Genomic DNA, 18,667 nt, shown 5'->3' on the forward strand with positions numbered 1-18,667 from the left:
GAGACACGTCCCCGGAGACACCTTACCCCAGGCAATCACAGCAGACAGTCAAAGCCCCGGATCACCAGGCAATGTCTCCCACCCCGGCCCGATAATGGCAGCACGCCGCCGACCGGCGCCATCAAGGCGAAGGACGATGATGTTCTGTTCCTCCAGCCAGCCAAGCATCCGGCGGGCACGTCCCGTAGAGTGGGTTCCATAGATGCGGGCAATGTCACGGTCAGGCGGACAGGTTCTGCCATCCAGCGCCGCGCGGGCGAGGTAAAGGAAAACGGGCTGCATATCTTCGGGAAGCGTGGAGGCAATGGCCTCGGCCTCCTGCCATTCCGCAGTTTCAGCAGCCTCAGGCGTCGTGCCGCTGCGGGCGGTAGCCAGCGCCCGGCGAAAACTGCGCATGTCCATCGCTTCCCGCCCCATGCCGGCGATGCGACAGCGGACAAGAAAATCCTGATAGAGGGAAGCCGGCGGCCGGAAACCACCGTCGTCCTCATCGAGAACTTCGCGCAGGAGTGAGGCAAGCTGCTGACGACGTTCCGCCGGATCGATCTCCTCCGCCTGCGGCCCGGCATCCGCCAGCGCTTCACCATGCGTAGCGAGCTGGGTGATGAGATCCGGCGGTGGCGGAGCAGCAGGACGGCGCGGCCGGGCGATAAGCTCCGGCTCCGGAAGCGGCGCGAGGATAAGATCAGCAACCTGCTCGGTCGGCGGTGAAAACGGCTCCAGAACCGGACCGGCAGAACGGCTGGCGGTTTCGACGCTGCCAACGCGGATCGTCATCGGACGGCGACAGAGAGCCGGTCCGAGAGCCACGAAGTTCCCCCGGTCAAGATCACGGAAAGCCTCGGCCTGGCGACGTTCCATGCCGAGCAGGTCAGCGGCACGCGCCATGTCGATGTCGAGAAAGGTACGTCCCATCAGAAAGTTGGACGCTTCGGCAGCAACATTCTTGGCGAGTTTGGCAAGGCGCTGGGTGGCAATAACGCCCGCGAGACCACGCTTGCGGCCACGGCACATGAGATTCGTCATGGCCCCGAGAGACGCACGCCGCGCTTCATCCGACACCTCGCCGGCGGCAGCCGGAGCAAAGAGCTGGGCCTCATCCACGACGACGAGAACAGGATACCAGTGCGCACGGGGAACATCGAACATCCCGCCAAGAAAGGCGGCGGCACGACGCATCTGCAGATCGGCGTCCAGCCCCTCCAGGTTCAGCACCACGGAGGCGCGATGCACCCGCATACGCTCCCCTGCGGCCTGAAGCGCGACTTCCGTGTGCTCGGCGGCATCGATGACAAGGTGGCTGTAAGCCTCCGCCAGACTGACGAAATCGCCCTCCGGGTCGATGATGGCCTGCTGGACAAGGTTGCCGGTCTGTTCGAGCAGCCGACGAAGCAGATGTGACTTTCCGGAGCCGGAATTGCCCTGGACAAGCAGTCTTGTGGCAAGAAGTTCGGCAAGGTTCATTGCGGCCGGTCCGCCGCCGACGATCTGTCCCATTTCGATGTTGCTGCTCATGGCGCGGGAATAGCTCGCCGACTCCCTGTGAGGCAACAGGTTCAGACACGCCACCTGGCCGAACTCCACCCGGTCCCGGCAGAGACCACGAACCATTCCGCTTCACAGGATCAGGATGCCGAAAGCCGCGCTCCCTGCCAGGTTTCAAGGCAGCGCCCTTAAAAAAGACTGCCTCAAAAGCCTGCCCGTGAAACCTCCGGTCAGTTATAAAGAAGTTTTTGGGTGCGCCTTTTTCAAAAAGGTGGCGTCTTCTGAAGTTTTTTGAAAAAAGCTTTACCAAAAACTTTTGTTATTTTTTATCACAGACTTATCGCCAAGTGCCCTCTGATCCGGCTGAAGCGAACAGGTAACCAGGACTCAAAAAGCCATAACACCATCAGTTTGTTATGAAATTTTTGGTGCCTTTAAGGCTTTTAAAACAACCTATGAACCAAAGCCGATATAGATGAGCGATCAGCGCCGGAGCCAGTCCAGTGCCCCCCGAGCCGCGGCACGGCCAGTCGCCATACAGGCCTGAAGCAGATAGCCGCCGGTAGGCGCTTCCCAGTCGAGCATTTCGCCGCAGACGAAAGCTCCCGGCACAGCACGCAGCATAAAACCCGCATCGACAGCGGATTGCGGAACACCCCCGGCGGTGGAAATGGCGCGTTCAAGGTCGTCCGGCGCAATGAGACGGATCGGAACCGCCTTAATACGACGGGCGAGACCTTCGTCGGTTGCAGGCAGCGGACCGGCTTCGCGCAGGAGAGCAATGGCGACAGGCGGAAGCTGAACCGCCTTGCGAAGACGGTTGGAAAGACTCTCACGGGCACGGGTTTTACCAAGGCGGTCCGTGAGAGCGACGACATCCAGATCCGGACGAAGATCGACTGAAAGAGTTGCGGAACCATCCCGTTCGATGGCGTCGCGAAGCGGGGCGGCCAGGGCATAAACAGCGCCCCCTTCAAGACCGGCGCGGGTGATGACCGCCTCACCCCGGATCGTTGTACCCGCAAAGCTCAGAGCAATCCGCTTCAGGGGTGTTCCGGCAAAGCGCTCGCGGAGAATCCCGGACCAGGCCACGGTGAAGCCGCAATTGGCAGGACGAAAAGGCGCCAGAGAAATGCCCTTCCGGCGAAAGATTTCAGCCCACGCACCATCCGACCCAAGCCGGGACCAGCTGGCTCCCCCGAGGGCAAGCAGGGTGGCGTCAGCGTGGGGAATCACCACAGGGACACCGTCTTTCTGAGCGAATGCCGGCTGGTTGCCTTCATCCCAGCCCGTCCAGGCAGTGCCGGACCGAAGTGTGACACCGGAAGTACCGAGGCGGCCGAGCCAGGCGCGAAGCAGCGGCGATGCCTTCATCGCTTTGGGAAAGACACGGCCGGAACTGCCGGTGAAGCAGGGCTGCCCAAGCTCTTCGGCCCACGCGACCATCATCCCGGGCGTGAAAGCGGCAAGAGCCGGCCCGAGCCACCCGGCGGCAGGGCCGTAACGATGTAAAAAAGCCGGCCCGGATTCGGCGTTGGTGAGATTGAGGCCACTTCTTCCGGCCATGAGGAATTTGCGGCCAGGACTGGGCATGCGATCCATAACCGTAACGGCACAGCCCGCTGCGGCGAGTGTTTCAGCAGCGGCAAGGCCGGCAGGCCCGGCGCCGACGACGACAATATGAGGAATATCTCCGGGGACCGGCTGTATCGTGGTCATGATGATTCTGTCAGGCTCCCCGTGTCTGTGGTTTTCATAGCCGCAGACAGGCCCTGGCGACAGAGCGTGATTTTGTAGAAACGGGATTCCGGCGAGAACCAGGCCCGCCGTAAATCGCGGATCTTCGCGACCGGGTTTATTCTGGCATTTATGTATTTGCAAACCGGAGCCAGAGCCCGGCTCTGCTTCCGCACACGGAAGGGGTCGTCACGCGAAGGCGTGCTGCACATGGCGCCCTCATCACCTTAATCTATTCTATTTCAGAAACTGTCTCATAAGCCCGTTCGTGAAACCTTCTTTTAACTATAAAGAAGTTTTTTCAGAAAGCATCGGAAGACACCACCTTTTTGAAAAAAGGCGGCGCCCAAAAACTTTTATTATTTTTTCTCAAATGGTTATCACGAAATGCTCTCTGATCCGACGGAAACAAGCAGATGACCGGGATTCAAAAACATAATGTCATTAGTTTATTATGAAAGCTTTCTGTGCATTTAAAGCTTTTGAAACAACCATTTAACAAACCGGGATCAAAGGCACTGCGTCCCTTTGCGGGGCTCGGGGCAAAGCCCCGAAAACCCGCCCGGCACATATCTTCCACGTATAAACACTTTTCACAAACACGGAGACTGGGATCTGCAAACTACCGCACAGGCGGCGGAACTGACGCCGGAGGCCGTTTGAGTTTCCACACATAGGCAATCACAGCCGCAACAGCCTGGAAATATTCGTAAGGAATTTCCGTGTCTTCAGGAAGCGTATAGAGCGCGCGCGCCAGAGGAGGATTCGAGACGACGGGGACTTTCGCCTCGCTGGCAAATTCCCTGATCCGTGCGGCAAGTTCATCCGCTCCCTTCGCCACAATGCGGGGAGCATTGCTGGTCCCCTGCTCATATTCGAGCGCAACGGCATAATGCGTCGGATTGGTGATGACGACAGTTGCCTTCCTGACAGCTTCCCTGATGCGTTTACGCCCCTGCCTCATCCGCATCTGCCTCTGCCGGCCTTTGACGTGCGGATCGCCTTCGCTCTGCCTGTTTTCGTCCTTGATATCCTGCCGGCTCATTTTGAGACCCTGCAGACGGTGATATCGCGTCCAGGCCTCATCGAGAACGACGATGATCATCTGCACGACAAGCACGGCGACAATGGTGCGCATTGTCAGACTGTAAAGCTCGCGCACGAAGGCTTCCGGAGACCACCCCATGGCATCCGACGCAATATTGAGCGTATCGCGAGCGACACCATAAAGAAGAAACGAAAAAGCCCCCAGCTTGGCAATGGATTTCAGCGTTTCGATCAGACTCGTAACGCTGAAAATACGCCCGAGACCCTTCAGCGGGTTGAGGCGCATGATATCGGGAATCAGAGCCTGAGGGCGCATCAGGAACCCGGACTGAAGAGCGGACGTGCTCACGGCGGCAATCGCGGCAGCGGCGGCAACAGGCATGCAAAGCTGAATGGCCGTCTTCATTCCGAACTGCAGCACCTGCGCCGTAGATGCCGGATTGAAATCGATATCTCCGGAGTGCTCGATGAGACCTTTCATCTGCCGGACGAACCGCGTCGCTCCGTCCGGCAGAACCATCACCAGAGCAATGCTCGCCAGCCCGAGGCTGGAAAACAGATGCAGCTCCCGGGACTGGGCGACGTTGCCCTCTTCCCGGGCACGCTCAAGCCGTCTGCCGGTCGGGGCTTCCGTGTTATCACCGCTGCCGGACTCAGCCACCGCTCATCTCCGGACAATATATTCGGAGAGAGATTTCCCCTGCCGGCAAACTCATCGGCCGGCGGACCCGGGAAGCTCACCCAGAGCCACATCGAGATGCTGCGTCCAGGTCGCCATCATGCCATGAATGAGGAGAGCAAACAGGAGAACGCCACCAAGAAGCTGTGCCGGCATGGCGAGATTGTAAACCTGAAGTCCGGGCGAGAAACGGCTGAGGAGACCGAGCATCGCCGGCCAGATCGTGCCGATCAGCACGAATGGCATCGCCAGCTGGAACGCAAGCAGGAACGACCGGGCCGTCATCTCAGTAACGCTGTGAGCCGCATCCGCCATCAGAGGAAAATGCCCGGGCGGAAAAACCTGGTAACTTCCGGCGAGCGCATGAAGCGGGAAAACGTACAGCCCGGTTGAGAAAAAAACGACAGGAACCGTCAGCGAGGCGAGATGGCTGATCGCGGTGCTCTGGGCGCCAAGATCCGGGTCCGGCTGCAGGACGTTGGACATGCCGGCGAATGTCGAGAGAATCTGCGCCGCAACCGGAAATGACAGAGCCATCAGCTGAGCGAGCCAGCCGATCAGTGCGCCGCTCATGATCTCAGAACAGATCAGTACAATTGCCCGGCCCGGATCGAGAATATCGCCGGTCTCCGCGCCTGAGAAACGCCCCTGAAGAACCGGAAACATCAGAAATGCAAGGCTGATCGCGAGCCCGGCCTTTACGGTTGTCGGCACTGTCTGGGTGCTGAGGCCGGGCAGTGTCACGATCATCGCGACGATCCGGCACAGAATGGCCACGAAAACAACCATCTGCACCGGCAGAGACGCGATAAATGCGTCCAGGGTATCGTTCAAGAGGCGCCCGCGACAATGACCTGATCGAAAATATGACGGGTATAGCTGACAAGAGTCGAATACATAAACGGCCCTGCAAACAGTAAAGCCGCCATGGAGGCGAGGAATTTCGGAAGAAATGCCAGCGTCGATTCATTGATCTGGGTGACGGCCTGCAACATCGAGACAAGCAGTCCGGCTGCCAGGGATGTCAGAAGCGTGGGCGCCCCGACCTTGACCGCCACAAAGAGCGTCTCCCGCAAAACAGACGCGATATCAATGGAATTCATAAAATAAGCACCCTGAAATATAAGACGGGATCAGATCGTCATACGCATGACATCCTGATAGGACTGAATGACCTTGTCCCTGACCGTCGATGCCGTCTGAAGAACAATCTGCGCCTGAGAAATGGACGTTACAATATCGGTCAGATTCCCCTGCCCGTTCAGACCGGCAGCGGCTTTGGCTTCCGTCTCACTGCCGTTCTGAATAGCGCCTTCAATCGCGCTATTCAGAGCTTCTCCGAAACTCGTGCCTGAACCGCTCCCGGCGGTATCGTCGACCGCAGAAGCGACATCGTCCGAAAAAACACCAGACTGAGTCCGGGCATAGGCCGCAGCCGCAGCCTTATTTGAAGCGGATGAAATTATCATTTGAGCAGATCTATCGTGCGGGTGATCATGGAGCGGGTGGTCTGAAGAGTATTCAGATTGGCTTCATATGACCGCTGAGCTTCATGAGAATCCATGATCTCAACCATCGTATTCACATTCGGCGTCTTGACGTAGCCACGTGCATCCGCGGCAGGATGCGTGGGATCATAACGGGTCTCGAAGTCGGACATGTCTTGATCGACTTTCTTTACGGATACTTTTGAAACACCCGTATTTTTATCAATAACATTCTGAAATGTAATCGTCTTCCGGCGATAAGGGTCCGCGCCTGGCGTCGAACCTGTCGTATCCTGATTGGCAAGATTCTCCGCGACAACACGAAGGCGCTGCGACTGCGCCTCCATGCCGGCTGCGGAAATTCCCATCGTGCTGTTCATATCCATGGCTGATCGCTCTCACTATTTCCCGAGAACGTTCGTCAGCATCGTTCTGTAGGCGGAGTAGACATTCGTGGCAAAACGCTGCTGATCACTTGTTTCAGCGACTTCTTCCATCTGCGTTTCCAGCGAGACAGCGTTGCCGTTCGGCGCCTGTTCGTCATCCGTTACGGACGCCAAAGTCCTGTTCCGCGAGGCGACCGGAATATGACGGGGCGACGTCGTGGTCAGGCCAGCCTGGAACCGGGCCAGCGTGCTGGCAAAAGGCGTAATGTCCTGAGCAACATAGCCAGGTGTGTCCGCATTGGCGACGTTGTTGGCAAGAACCTGCTCGCGCTGCTCCAGCCAGCTCATACGTCTCTGGGCCAGTTCGAAAAGATCAGTTCCGCCCGTGGCGGACCGTGAGGCGTCCAGCATCCGGCTCTCCGCTAGATTAAACAGATCACATTAAACAAAGCGGCCGGCTTCCCGCCGGTCCCTGCTCACCGATCCTGCGTCACGAAAGGCTGAGATATCGTTAAAGATCCATGCCAATGGATCATTTGTTTACGCGATGACGAAATCCGTTTCTGTAAACGCATTGTTTACCTTCCGGCCGCAAACGTAGGAGCTTCTGAACCGCGTCACGGAATGCGCCCGTATGGGATTTTACGACATCATTTCAACGGCCGCGGCTCTTGTCGCCGTTCTCGCCATGATCCTGCTCAGCCGCAACGGCTGGCAGTTTCTGGCGCGACTGCGTGGACCCGCACGAAGCGACACCGGGCTCGCTGTGGAAGGGTCCCTGGCGCTGGACGCGCGCCGGCGGCTGAGCGTCATCTCCTGCCATGGCCGCAGGGTTCTTCTGCTGACAGGCGGTCCTTCGGACGTGGTCGTCGGCTGGCTGCCGGAAACGGAAGCCGAAACCAGGGACCAGCCCCTGTGAATACAGGTTCTTCCCCCATATCGGGGCATTCTCGCACAGCCAGCCTGTCTCTTCCGCTGCTGTCTCTTCTTGTGATGCTCATGGCGTTATCCGCCATCTGGCCGCACGCGGCGCACGCGCAGTCTCTCAGTATCGATCTGGGGCAGAAGGGCGACGCCGGGACAACCGGGCGGCTTGTGCAACTCTCGGTGCTCATCACGGTTCTCTCGCTCGCGCCCAGCCTGCTGGTCATGGTGACGGCCTTCACGCGGATCGTCATCGTATTGTCACTGCTGCGGAGCGCAATCGGCGCTCAGGGAACGCCGCCGAACACGGTGCTGATCGGGCTGGCCCTGTTCCTGACCTTTTTCGTTATGCAGCCGGTCATGGAGCTGTCGTGGACAAACGGGATATCTCCTCTCATCGCAGGGAAAATCGGTGAGATGGACGGCCTTCGCGCGGCGGCCGAACCGTTCCGCGGCTTCATGCTGGCCAATGCCCGCCCTGCCGATCTCGGGACGTTCTTTCATCTGGCGAATGTTCACCCGCCGGCCACGGCCGCCGACACACCCTGGCGCGTGCTGATGCCGGCTTTCATGATCGGAGAGCTGCGACGGGGATTCGAGATGGGATTCCTGCTCTACCTGCCGTTTCTCGTGATCGATATCGTCGTGTCCACGGTCCTGATGAGTCTCGGCATGATGATGCTGCCACCGGCAACGATCTCGCTGCCGTTCAAGCTCATCTTCTTCGTCATGGTGGATGGCTGGCAGCTCGTCGCAGGAAGCCTGGTCCGGAGTTTTGGCGGCGGATAGAGACCGGAAACTTCCCGGTCCCTCAGCGGACCGTCAGTTCCGCGCGCCACCCGAAGCATAGCCGCCCCCGCGCGGATCGACCGCGCCGAAGCACCGGGCGCTGTTACCGGGCAGACCGGCGCGGCACGAAATCGCGTTAGCACGGCCGGCAGACGTCGCAGGTTTCATCGCGTCGGCATTGCCCTGAATCGCGCCGGACAGAGCCGCAGCCGCGGCATCAGCCGCATCCGCCTGACCGGACGCCGTCGCGGCCGCAACAAACGCCCCGTCCCGGGACGCGATGGCGGCAGGCAGCAGGGGACGCGGCACGTGAGCTGAAGACGCCGCGAGCACGATGCCGGTCGAGCCGGCGACACGACCGGTTCCAAAGAGGTTATTCATCGTCAACGCGCAGGAGACGGCTTCTCCCTGCCGATCGACGACCGCGAAGGAAGTGGACGCCGGAAGATTCGGCAGCGCCCCCCCGGACGGTGTATGTCCCGAATCGAGCAGTTCCTGAGCTCTCGCGGTCAGAACGGAGGCGGAACCACCACCCTCACTGGCGCGCCAGCCCGCGACCGCACGCGCGCCGGCTCCGCTGACGGACCGGCCGTTCTCGATATCGCGCCAGGCGACCGCCATACCATAGCCGCCATCGGCTGGCGGCGGCAGGAAGGAAACCTGGGTTCCCTGCACTGTGACAGTGAGCGGCAGAACAGCCTGAGGAAGCGCCGTACGCAGTCCCGCCATGGTCAGGCCACCACCAGCCGCGTCGCTGGCGGAAACAAAAGTCCGGGCCAGCGAACCCATATAGAGATCACCCGGTCCGGCTGAGCGGATTCGTTCCAGAGAACCGGCAAGCCGTGGCTGCAGAAGAATATCGCCCGCCTTCATGACAGTGCCATCGGAGCGGCCGAAGATACCCCGTGCCGCGTCATCCGCCAGAAGCGGTGCCTGAACAGCCTCAAGATCGGCGGCCAGCTGCGTGCCGACCTCGAACCCGCCACGGGCGAGCTGGAGCGCGGGCTGCGTCAGCTCCGCGAAATCGACGCTGCCATAGCGAAGCTGCATCACGAACAGACCACGCGCCAGCATGGGAGCCGAAGCAGGCCGATCAGCACGTCCGGTCGGCCCCTGAACGGCGTCAGGCGGAGAATCGCCCGTCGGAAGGAACACGAAAGCCTCGCCGCCATGCCGGTCGCCCGGACGCCAGGCCAGACAGGCCCCGCCAGCCCCAAGCGAGGCGCGGGATGGCAGCGTAGCAGACAGAGCAAGGCCCAGCGCGGCGGCGGCATCGGCGGCATTGCCGCCACGCTCCAGCACCGTCTGCGCCGCAAGAGCGGCCTGAGGCTCATCGGCGACGATATTACCGACATAACCGGAAATCATGTGGGACCCGGAACCGAAGAGGGACAGCACGGCATGCTCGGAGCTGCCATTGCCGCTGCCGCCCCAGCTGCCGAAGCCGAGAAAAGAACATCCCGAGAGCATGCTCGCCATGGCAAGACCCGCTCCGACGCGCCTGACGACGGAACCCGTCCTGCAGGACCGGTGTATTTCAGGCGCACTGGTTTCAGGCGCACTGGCGCGCGAGGCAGAATCGGGTCTCACGGGACGCTCACGCACGCGACTGGCACTCCATTTCTCGTTCGGCCGGGACATTAAAAACACGGGATGCACCGGGCCAGTGTCACCAGACAGCCGAAATCAGCCGCCTCATTGACATCGCGGACGCGACATCTGCCCCACTCGTTAGCTTTCTTCCGCGCAGGCGGCAACGGGGACGCCATTCAGCGCCCCATTCCGGGCGTTACTGGCTCGTAAATGTCGCCTGCACCCCATGTTCGCGATTATAGGCCAGCTGCGTTTTCGTCAGCTGGAAGCCGACCTCGAACTGATAATCGTTCTCCCCGTTCGTGGGTTTGACCGGCAGATCGACAGACACCAGCTTGGTGTCCACCGCCACCGTCGAAACGCCGCCAGGGAAGGTCACGGCCTGCTCGAAGATATGCTTTCCGACGATCTTGTCATTGTGCACGACCGCGACGAACCAGGGCAGGGTCAGGGAATCAGAAGTCGCAGCCGGCCCGCGACGGACCACGATATGGATGCCAACACGGGTCCGGAGACCTTTTTTCTTCCCGCTGTCATCCGTGGCGGCGCAGTCACCCGCCAGCTTTGTGATGCTGGCGCGGGTGACAAGATGATCGAAGGTCGGTCCCTTCGCGGAGTAGTTATAGTAATCCGCAACTTCCGCCGGAATGTGCATCGCCGGGCATGTCGGGGCAAAGCCGACGCTGTCATCCTCGCCGCACCCGGCCAGGGTGAGCGGAAGCGTGATCGCCACGGCAAGACCGGCGAGACGCCGCGCAAGGGGCGTGCCGGGGCCGGAGGTTATCCGAATCGGGGAAAAATATCCCGTCAGGGTCATGCGAAAACGGGACGGAAAGTGGGTCATGCGGCAGTCCGGAATAACAGGTCACACGTGCAGCCGGTGCGCGACCGGTGCCGGGAAAGAACCTGAAGGGAAACGGGTGAGCAGAAAAGTGACGGGACAAAAAGCATGAGGCGAAGTATTAAACAGAACGGCGTCCGGGAAAACCTGGCCGGTGCAGAATTGAGACACGAACCGCGCTGAAGAGGCTTTTCGACAGTCTCCCGATGCTCCGAAAGACCGCCCGCCGGACAGGTCAGTCCGACCGGTATGGCTTGCACGAACCGCGCGTCTTGCGTAGGGCGGGACAAAACCGATCGACTCCTGGCCGGACCGGCCACCATGCCGGCCGCCCCGTATATCGCCTGCCGAACGTTTGGGGAACACCATGCCCGACCAGCTTACATCAACACTCACGCCTGATACCGCGGATGCGGGCACCCGCGCTCTCAAGGTTCTTCTGGCCGGACCACGCGGTTTCTGCGCCGGCGTCGACCGCGCGATCCGCGTGGTCGAGGAAGCTATCCGGGCCTACGGCGCGCCGGTCTATGTCCGTCATGAAATCGTGCATAACCGGACGGTGGTCGAGGAGCTGGAAGAGAAGGGGGCGATTTTCGTTGAGGAACTCGACGAAGTTCCGGCGGATGGCCACGTCGTCTTCTCCGCCCATGGCGTTCCCAAAACGGTGCCTGCCGAGGCCGCCCGACGCAATCTGCTTTATCTCGATGCAACCTGCCCGCTGGTCTCCAAGGTGCATCGCGAGGCCGAACGGCATTACGCCGATGGTGGCCCGGAGAGCCGTCATATTCTGATGATCGGCCACGCCGGCCATCCGGAAGTGATCGGCACGATGGGCCAGCTTCCTCCCGGCGCGGTGACGCTGATCAATGACGCCGAAGAAGCCCGCACGGTCCAGCCGGAAGACCCGACCCGCCTGGCCTTCATCACACAGACCACGCTCTCGGTGGACGACACGGCGGAGATCGTAGACATCCTGCGTGACCGCTTCCCGCTGATCGAGGGACCGAAGCGCGAGGACATCTGCTACGCGACCACGAACCGCCAGGAAGCCGTAAAGGCTATCGCGCCGGAATGTGATCTGGTCATCGTGATCGGTTCACCGAACTCATCAAATTCGCAGCGTCTGCGTGAGGTCGCGGAACGTTCGGGGACGAAACGGGCGCTGCTGGTGCCGAAACTCGCGGCCCTCGACTGGTCGGTGCTGGATGGCGTGGACTCGGTCGGCATCACCGCCGGCGCATCAGCCCCCGAGGCTCTCGTGCAGGAAATGGTCAACGCCCTGGCGAAGCGCTACACGCTGCAGATCGAGGAACGGACCGTAAAGGAAGAGAACGTCACGTTCCGTCTCCCCGCGCCGCTTGGCTGACCCGCCTGACCGCGGCCGGACAGTTTCGGTGGTGTCTGGCTGTTGTTCTGGTCTGTCATCCTGTGGTCAGTCATGTCTCTGATCATGCTCTGCTCTGAAGGGAGCCCATGGCCGTCTACACGGAAGTCGAGGACGAGGCCCTCGCCGCTTTTCTGACCGAATATGATATCGGTCGCCTGACCGCTTTCCGCGGGATCGCTGAGGGGGTGGAGAACAGCAATTTCGTTCTCCGCACGACACAGGACGAAACGGATCGCGATTTCATTCTCACGCTGTATGAAAAGCGGGTGAATCCAGCCGAACTGCCGTGGTTTCTCGGGCTTATGCGCCATCTCGCGATGAACGGCCTGAACTGCCCGCTTCCGGTTGCCGGACGGGATGGCGAGGCCCTGCGTGAACTGGCCGGACGGCCGGCGGCCATTACCACCTTTCTTCGCGGCGTGTGGCCACGCCACGTTCATGTGGAACATTGCGGCCCACTGGGAACGGCGCTGGCCTCCCTGCATCTTGCCGGTCAGGACTATAAAGCGGAGCGTCCGAACGGACTCGGTCCGGATGCATGGCGCCCCCTGCTGCTGGCCTCCCGGAAGAACGAAGCCACTGATCGCTCCTTTCCCGGCCTGAGCGAAGAGCTTGACCTGGCGCTGGACCGCATCCTGCCACAATGGCCGGTCACAGCAGGAACATCCACCCTGCCCCGCGGCCAGATCCACGCCGATCTCTTCCCGGATAACGTCTTTTTCCTCGACGGAACGATTTCGGGAATTATCGATTTTTATTTCGCCTGCACGGATCTGCTGGCCTACGACATCGCCATCTGCCTCAACGCATGGTGTTTCAGCGATGACGGCACATTCAACGTGACATATGCTAGGCGTCTGCTGGAAGGATACCAAAGTGTACGACCACTGAGCGAAGCGGAGCGGTCAGCGCTGCCAGTCCTGGCCGCAGGAGCGGCAATGCGGTTCGCACTGACGCGGCTTTATGACTGGGTCAACACACCGGCGTCCGCAATGGTGACCCGCAAGGACCCGATGGCCTATGTCCACCGGCTTCGCTTTCACATGGCCTCACCAACTCTGGAGGCTTACGGTGTCTGACGTGACCGAATCCCCGGAATGCACAACAGAATCCGGACCTGATTCCACCTCTGTCGTTCAGGTCTGGACCGATGGCGGATGCCGCCCCAACCCCGGCCCGGGAGGCTGGGGTGTATTGCTCCGCTTTAAGGGACGCGAACGCGAACTGTCCGGCGGCGAGACGGAGACAACCAATAACCGGATGGAGCTGACCGCAGCAGCCGAAGCTCTGGAAGCACTGACGCGCCCCTGCGTGGTAAAACTGCATACAGACAGTGAATATGTAAAAAACGGTATTACCCGATGGCACACCGGCTGGGTTCGCCGGAACTGGCGGAACGCTTCAGGCGATCCGGTCAAGAACATGGATCTCTGGCGCCGCCTCCTGGATGCCGCAAAAAAACACGAGGTAACCTGGCTCTGGGTCCGCGGACATTCCGGTGTACCAGAAAATGAACGCGTGGATCAGCTCGCAACAGCAGCGCGAATTGCGATTGAAAACAGCGACAAATAATAATTAAATCCTCACAGCGCAGAGGGCGCACGCCTCACAAACGTTACAGCATCTCGTCAGCTGAGCAGAATAACGACTGACACGAGTGAACGTTTGCGAGAAATGTTGAATTGAGCCTGTCGTAACGCGCAGCGTCAGTTTTGAACTCCCTGAGATTAATGAAGAAGCATTCGACGACACTCCGTTCCCAGTACAGGATGAGGTCCGTCGTCGGGATGTGAGACGATTGAGTCGCGGCGAGATGACCAGAGTAAGACTGCGTCCACAGAAACGTTCGTTCAATGCGTCAGCATGATAAGCCTTGTCCGGGAAGAAGGCGTTGGGATCGATGTTTACCGACAGGAGTCTTCCCAGGCTGACATCAGAAGTCTGCCCGATGTCAGAGTAAGACCAGGCGAATCCCGATGGTGGCATGAATTTCAATAGTCAGCCTGCTCCGTAAACACCTGAGACCAGACCTGCGCCTCCCTTAAAAGCATCCATACTATGCTGATATGGCCGGACTATTCTGGCGTCGATCAACCATGCACTGACAACCAGTCATGACGAGATAGAGGATCGCCTTCGCAGATCCGTGCCCCTGGGGACGTCCTGGTCGTTTCCTGCCGAGCACCGGTGTGAGGCAATCAATACCCATTCTGCACCACGCGATGATCTGCATATTCCAGAATACCGCGCCGATACCGGACACGGGTGACTTCACATTCCAGTCCGTCCTGATCTCATCAGACCGTCGCAACCCGATGAATTATAACCAGATAAAATTGTTCAGTTCATTTTCGGTCTGACGTTGATGCTGTCTGTTAATTGTATGTATACAAGAGGGCACAGGCCATCGGTTTCACGGAACGGACTACACCTTATTTTCATGCCTTTATCATACCAAAATAAACCGTCTGCTGTCCCGGCACCCGGCTATAGCCATCAGAGTCGGGTACTGCGCTAATTTCAATAACGGATTAAATAAGGGGAGCGGATTCCCATCCATCCGTCATGGATTTTTTCATCATGGTCATCGCCCACTCCGAAAATTACCCTGAATTCTTCATGTCATATCTCATTCATTAAACTGGTCCTGCCCTCACCCAGCGTGTAGCAAACGAAGGCCGACCATTCGATTGTGGAACTGTCCCACGATATCAGGCGCTGCCACCTGCTCGGGATCTGATCATTCATCCTGCCCTGACAGCGAGGAGAGGAGGTGAACTGAGCTCACGAGTCTGCATCAGCCAGGCATCACAGATAATCCGACAGTGCTGTTTTTAGAGCAGGAAATCGTCAAAATAAATACCACACTATATATATTTTAACTTTTTATTATATTATGCTCAGATAGTATATACAGCATGAAAGAAAAAGCCTTATTATTAAAAACACCTTATCCTATTGGCAACGTAATTGGCAATACGCTGTCACTATATGATGTTTACGAGATTTCTGACCTTTCTGAGGCATCACGGCATCCGGAAGCAAAGGTATTATTTTCCGCATTTGTCCTGACCCATGCAAACACCATAAACACTGCCAGTGATTTTATTCAGCGGGCCTGCAAGCGGTTCCCTATGGTCATCTTTATTGAGCCGTCAGAAGACAATCAGGAGCATTTAATTAAACTAGGTTACAAGAGCATTCACGAAAATTACCAGGAAAACCATCTCCTGGGCAAGATCAATACTGCGTTTTTCAAAAACATCGGTTCTTCATGCGGTATTTATCGTATTGATCGTTTTGGTATCGCTCCGACATTCAGTTTACGGGCACCCTGGATTGTACCTCTGAACTGCTCCCATACCTTAGATTATGAGGAGATGATTCGACGTGACAATCAGCCATTTGATGAAGCTGTTTTCGAAATGTCTGCTTTTGCTGTACGTGGGTTTGATGCTCCGGAAGCGGGACCGGAGAAAGATCTGGAACTCGTCGATGCAGCTACAATTCAGCCTCATGCACGAGCTGGTGGGTTTTTTCTCGAGAATTTTAAAGAGCCCCGTGATCTGGGGCCACAATTATATCAGACACCTAGTGATGTAACCAATCTTCTCGAATCCCGAAAAATACATTATCCAATCCTGCTTGACGATGGAGCAGCGGCCGACAACGAATACCGGATAAAAAAACAGGATGAATGGCGTGGCATGTTTGCCTCGCCTTGGCATGATCTGTCAGTTAATGCTCTGACAGATTGTATTATTGGTGGATCCGGGTTTATTTTTTCAGGCGGAAAACCCGTTGCAAAAAGCGATTATCTGCTTCCATTTCTCTGTTCCTCGATATATCAGCCGATATGGGAGGGAATGCAGAAACCACACCGTGAGCGCCATATTCATGGCGTTTCTGTTATGGGATTTAACCATCTATACTACAATTATTATCATTTTGTGGCTGAAGCACTTAATTCTGTAAGTTTATGTCTTGACATCCTCAGTGACGCGACCATCCAGGAAGTATCCATACTCACCGGAAAACTGAATAGTTTCAGAAGAGAATATTTCAATATCCTGTTACACGGACGAAAAAATATTCGTATCGTAGAAATCGATTGTGATGAATATGTCAGGACAGACCGGATATTATATTGCGATAACCTCCTTGGCCGCTCAACTCCCCAGCCGATTCTGGTTGCTGAACGGATAAAATTTCAGAAAATATTACTGGATAACGCTGCCCTGACAGACGTCGGTAAAACGAATCGCATGATTTATGTTTCGCGCCAGGATACAGCGGCACGCCGCATTCTCAACGAACCAGAACTGATCGAACGTTTGCTTCAACTTGGTTTTGAAATCTTTTCTGCAAGTGAAATAAGTGTTTATGATCAGATAAAAACGTTCAGGGAAGCCCGCCTTGTCATTGGCGGACATGGCGCCGGTATTTCAAACATGCTGTTTGCCCGGGAAGAAACCATTCTTCTGGAGCTTATACAGGCAAGTTACCTTAACGTCGGCCCGATGCGTCTCGCACAGATTGCCGGTTGTCATTATTACTCCATGTTATTTTTTGAAGATGGAGAAAACAATGGCTGGTATATTGACATTGATCGTGTTGTTCAGGCAGCCAGCCAATGGCTATAAGCTTTTTATAAAATAATTACGATGAGAGAATATTAATGTTTCTTATGGCAGGCAGTTTTGGAACCGTTCTTACTGTATCGAGCGACAATAAGCTTTATCATGCTTATCCGGAAGAAGTGTCTCCTGATCTGTGCTTTGATATCAATGGTCATATTACGTGTGCTCCCGAAGGTTTTCGTGAACTGGATAGTATTCAAATCAGACGAGAAGGAGACGCCTGGGTTCTTGTCTCTGATGGTCAGTTTATGTGCGCAGATATCGGGGGAGCAATTAGCTGGCGAACAGACTGTTTAGCTATGGAAAAGTTTAGACTTCTGCCATTTGAAGAATATGTCTCCATTCAAAGAGATCGCATCAAAACACCTCGCAAAAAACAAAAATTTCAGATCAGCAGGACTCTGCATCAGATTTTCCTGAATGGTCAGCCGCCTTCTGAGCTTGAGTTAGCCTCAGAACAACTGCGCAAAATGAATCCCGGCTGGGAATATGTCCGGTATGACGCAAAAGATATTCTTGATTTTATATATGATTTTTATGGATGGGATATTCTTAAATTTTATCTTCAGATAAACCCACGTTATGGGGCAGCACGGGCTGATCTGTTCCGATATTTGTGTATTTACCAGAAAGGAGGGGTTTATCTTGATATAAAAGCCGGAACTCGCAGTCCGCTGGATTCGTTCATCCGATCAGATGATCAGTATTTGCTATCTCATTGGAGAAATGGTCCAGGAGAACCTAATGAAGGGTGCGGCTTGGGCCCGGAAATGTCCAGCATTAACGGTGGTGAATATCAACAATGGCACGTGATAGGTTCAAAAGGACATCCATTCCTTGAGGATGTTATAAATAACATCATATCAAGAATTCATAAATACAGGGACGATTATTTCGGATCAGGGAAAATTGGCGTTTTGAGATTAACAGGACCATACGTCTATACGACGTCAATCAATAAAAATATTAACAAATATAATCATAGATTTTTTGACTCTTACGATTCCGGACTTGTATATAATGTTGTTGATGAATATACGAAATTATTTAAAAATCATTATTCAAATGAGACCTTGCCGATAGTTCTCTGACAAATAATATTTAGGTCTGGCATAGGTAAGCCAACAACGGCTTGATATGTCGCATGAAAGCCCGTCGCCGCAGCCGGTTGCCTGTCAGCATCCAAAAGCGCCTTCCGGAGCACTTCGTTGCGAGCACGCCCGCCCGGAGTGCTGCCGAGCTTGTGGGCGTCAATCGCAATACCGCGACCCTAGGGCATGTCGTCAGTTAAGTCTGAGAATTGCGGCGACGAGTTGTACGGCTGCGAGGAAGGTTGATTTCATCCTGTCACAGCGCGTTGCGATCCCCCTGAACTGCTTCAGTCTGGCGAAGAAGCGTTCAATGCTGTTTCGTTTTTTATAAATTGAAAAACGGATTTTTCGTGACAGATACGGTTTTTCTTTGAGGGGATAACCGGTGTGATCTGTCGTTCTTCGAGTTATTTGATAAGCGGATCAGCATCATAAGCCTTGTCGGCGATGAAGGCCTCGGAATTGACTTTAGAGCGCCTTTCAAAACCATGTTGTGAGGGCTCTGAAGCAGATGAGCGAGCATGCGATCAGTGTGAAGGCGAGGTGGATATCGGCCCTTCTTTCGTAGCGGACAGTGAGGC

General features: G+C 56.6%; 18 protein-coding genes and 2 pseudogenes. 8 read left to right on the top strand and 12 right to left on the bottom strand.

Going from position 1 to position 18,667, the window contains the following annotated elements; all coding sequences use genetic code 11:
• Positions 1-48: 48 nt before the first annotated feature.
• The 8 genes from GOB93_RS13925 to GOB93_RS13960 all read right to left on the bottom strand — a co-directional run bounded on the left by GOB93_RS13925 (position 49) and on the right by GOB93_RS13960 (position 7,232).
• Complete coding sequence (locus GOB93_RS13925) at positions 49-1,515, bottom strand: ATP-binding protein (RefSeq protein ID WP_173584131.1); 1,467 nt, start codon at positions 1,513-1,515, stop codon at positions 49-51.
• Between the two features lie 453 nt (positions 1,516-1,968).
• The gene (locus tag GOB93_RS13930) at positions 1,969-3,204 is read right to left on the bottom strand and encodes a TIGR03862 family flavoprotein (RefSeq protein WP_173584107.1); all 1,236 of its coding nucleotides are present in this window, start codon (positions 3,202-3,204) and stop codon (positions 1,969-1,971) included.
• A 640-nt stretch (positions 3,205-3,844) separates the two neighbouring features.
• The gene (locus tag GOB93_RS13935; protein ID WP_173584108.1) at positions 3,845-4,930 is read right to left on the bottom strand and encodes an EscU/YscU/HrcU family type III secretion system export apparatus switch protein; all 1,086 of its coding nucleotides are present in this window, start codon (positions 4,928-4,930) and stop codon (positions 3,845-3,847) included.
• 51 nt (positions 4,931-4,981) lie between these two features.
• A complete protein-coding gene (locus GOB93_RS13940; RefSeq protein ID WP_173584109.1) occupies positions 4,982-5,782 on the bottom strand; it encodes a flagellar biosynthetic protein FliR in 801 nt (266 codons plus the stop codon).
• Positions 5,779-6,051: a flagellar biosynthetic protein FliQ gene (locus tag GOB93_RS13945; protein WP_173584110.1), complete on the bottom strand. Its 273-nt coding sequence runs from the start codon at positions 6,049-6,051 to the stop codon at positions 5,779-5,781. The genes GOB93_RS13940 and GOB93_RS13945 overlap by 4 nt, the downstream gene beginning before the upstream one ends.
• A 30-nt stretch (positions 6,052-6,081) precedes the next feature.
• On the bottom strand, positions 6,082-6,417 hold the full coding sequence (locus GOB93_RS13950) for a flagellar hook-basal body complex protein FliE (protein WP_173584111.1): 336 nt from the start codon (positions 6,415-6,417) through the stop codon (positions 6,082-6,084).
• A complete protein-coding gene (flgC, locus tag GOB93_RS13955) occupies positions 6,414-6,821 on the bottom strand; it encodes a flagellar basal body rod protein FlgC (RefSeq protein WP_173584112.1) in 408 nt (135 codons plus the stop codon). Before flgC ends, GOB93_RS13950 begins: the two co-directional genes overlap by 4 nt.
• Positions 6,822-6,836: 15 nt before the next feature.
• Positions 6,837-7,232 carry a flagellar basal body rod protein FlgB gene (locus GOB93_RS13960; protein ID WP_173584113.1) on the bottom strand — a complete coding sequence of 132 codons (396 nt, stop codon included), beginning with the start codon at positions 7,230-7,232 and terminating at the stop codon, positions 6,837-6,839.
• Positions 7,233-7,455: 223 nt separating this feature from the next.
• On the opposite strand from GOB93_RS13960, the gene GOB93_RS13965 reads away from it, so the two are divergent.
• Both GOB93_RS13965 and fliP read left to right on the top strand, forming a co-directional pair.
• Positions 7,456-7,740, top strand: a complete 285-nt coding sequence (locus GOB93_RS13965; protein WP_173584114.1) for a flagellar biosynthetic protein FliO — start codon at positions 7,456-7,458, stop codon at positions 7,738-7,740.
• A 74-nt stretch (positions 7,741-7,814) separates the two neighbouring features.
• Positions 7,815-8,534: a flagellar type III secretion system pore protein FliP gene (gene fliP / locus GOB93_RS13970; RefSeq protein WP_173584132.1), complete on the top strand. Its 720-nt coding sequence runs from the start codon at positions 7,815-7,817 to the stop codon at positions 8,532-8,534.
• A gap of 33 nt (positions 8,535-8,567) precedes the next feature.
• On the opposite strand, the gene GOB93_RS13975 is transcribed toward fliP, so the two are convergent.
• Complete coding sequence (locus GOB93_RS13975; protein ID WP_242010782.1) at positions 8,568-10,013, bottom strand: gamma-glutamyltransferase; 1,446 nt, start codon at positions 10,011-10,013, stop codon at positions 8,568-8,570.
• Between the two features lie 310 nt (positions 10,014-10,323).
• Positions 10,324-10,971, bottom strand: coding sequence for a hypothetical protein (locus tag GOB93_RS13980; RefSeq protein ID WP_242010783.1), 648 nt, complete (start codon positions 10,969-10,971; stop codon positions 10,324-10,326).
• Positions 10,972-11,335: 364 nt separating this feature from the next.
• Between GOB93_RS13980 and ispH the strand changes: the two genes are divergently transcribed.
• From ispH to GOB93_RS21595, 6 genes and pseudogenes are all read left to right on the top strand, one after another.
• On the top strand, positions 11,336-12,334 hold the full coding sequence (gene ispH, locus GOB93_RS13985) for a 4-hydroxy-3-methylbut-2-enyl diphosphate reductase (protein WP_173584115.1): 999 nt from the start codon (positions 11,336-11,338) through the stop codon (positions 12,332-12,334).
• A 107-nt stretch (positions 12,335-12,441) separates the two neighbouring features.
• Entirely contained in the window at positions 12,442-13,434 is a 993-nt protein-coding gene (locus GOB93_RS13990; protein WP_173584116.1) for a homoserine kinase, read from the top strand.
• A gap of 1 nt (position 13,435) precedes the next feature.
• Positions 13,436-13,927 (top strand): ribonuclease HI, encoded by a 492-nt coding sequence (rnhA, locus tag GOB93_RS13995; protein ID WP_338422383.1) that lies wholly within the window; start codon positions 13,436-13,438, stop codon positions 13,925-13,927.
• A 1,346-nt stretch (positions 13,928-15,273) separates the two neighbouring features.
• Positions 15,274-16,998: a glycosyltransferase family 61 protein gene (locus GOB93_RS14000; RefSeq protein ID WP_173584118.1), complete on the top strand. Its 1,725-nt coding sequence runs from the start codon at positions 15,274-15,276 to the stop codon at positions 16,996-16,998.
• A 35-nt stretch (positions 16,999-17,033) separates the two neighbouring features.
• Positions 17,034-18,086: a glycosyltransferase family 32 protein gene (locus GOB93_RS14005; protein ID WP_173584119.1), complete on the top strand. Its 1,053-nt coding sequence runs from the start codon at positions 17,034-17,036 to the stop codon at positions 18,084-18,086.
• A gap of 53 nt (positions 18,087-18,139) precedes the next feature.
• Positions 18,140-18,262: pseudogene (locus tag GOB93_RS21595) on the top strand (IS1595 family transposase); the annotation flags it as partial.
• A 16-nt stretch (positions 18,263-18,278) separates the two neighbouring features.
• On the opposite strand, the gene GOB93_RS21600 reads toward GOB93_RS21595, so the two are convergent.
• The gene (locus GOB93_RS21600) at positions 18,279-18,497 is read right to left on the bottom strand and encodes a transposase (protein ID WP_173584135.1); all 219 of its coding nucleotides are present in this window, start codon (positions 18,495-18,497) and stop codon (positions 18,279-18,281) included.
• Between the two features lie 69 nt (positions 18,498-18,566).
• Positions 18,567-18,667 (bottom strand): annotated as a pseudogene (locus GOB93_RS21605) (IS5/IS1182 family transposase); the annotation flags it as partial.

Origin of the sequence: Acetobacter musti (genome assembly GCF_011516835.1) — a bacterium.
GTDB lineage: Bacteria > Pseudomonadota > Alphaproteobacteria > Acetobacterales > Acetobacteraceae > Acetobacter > Acetobacter musti.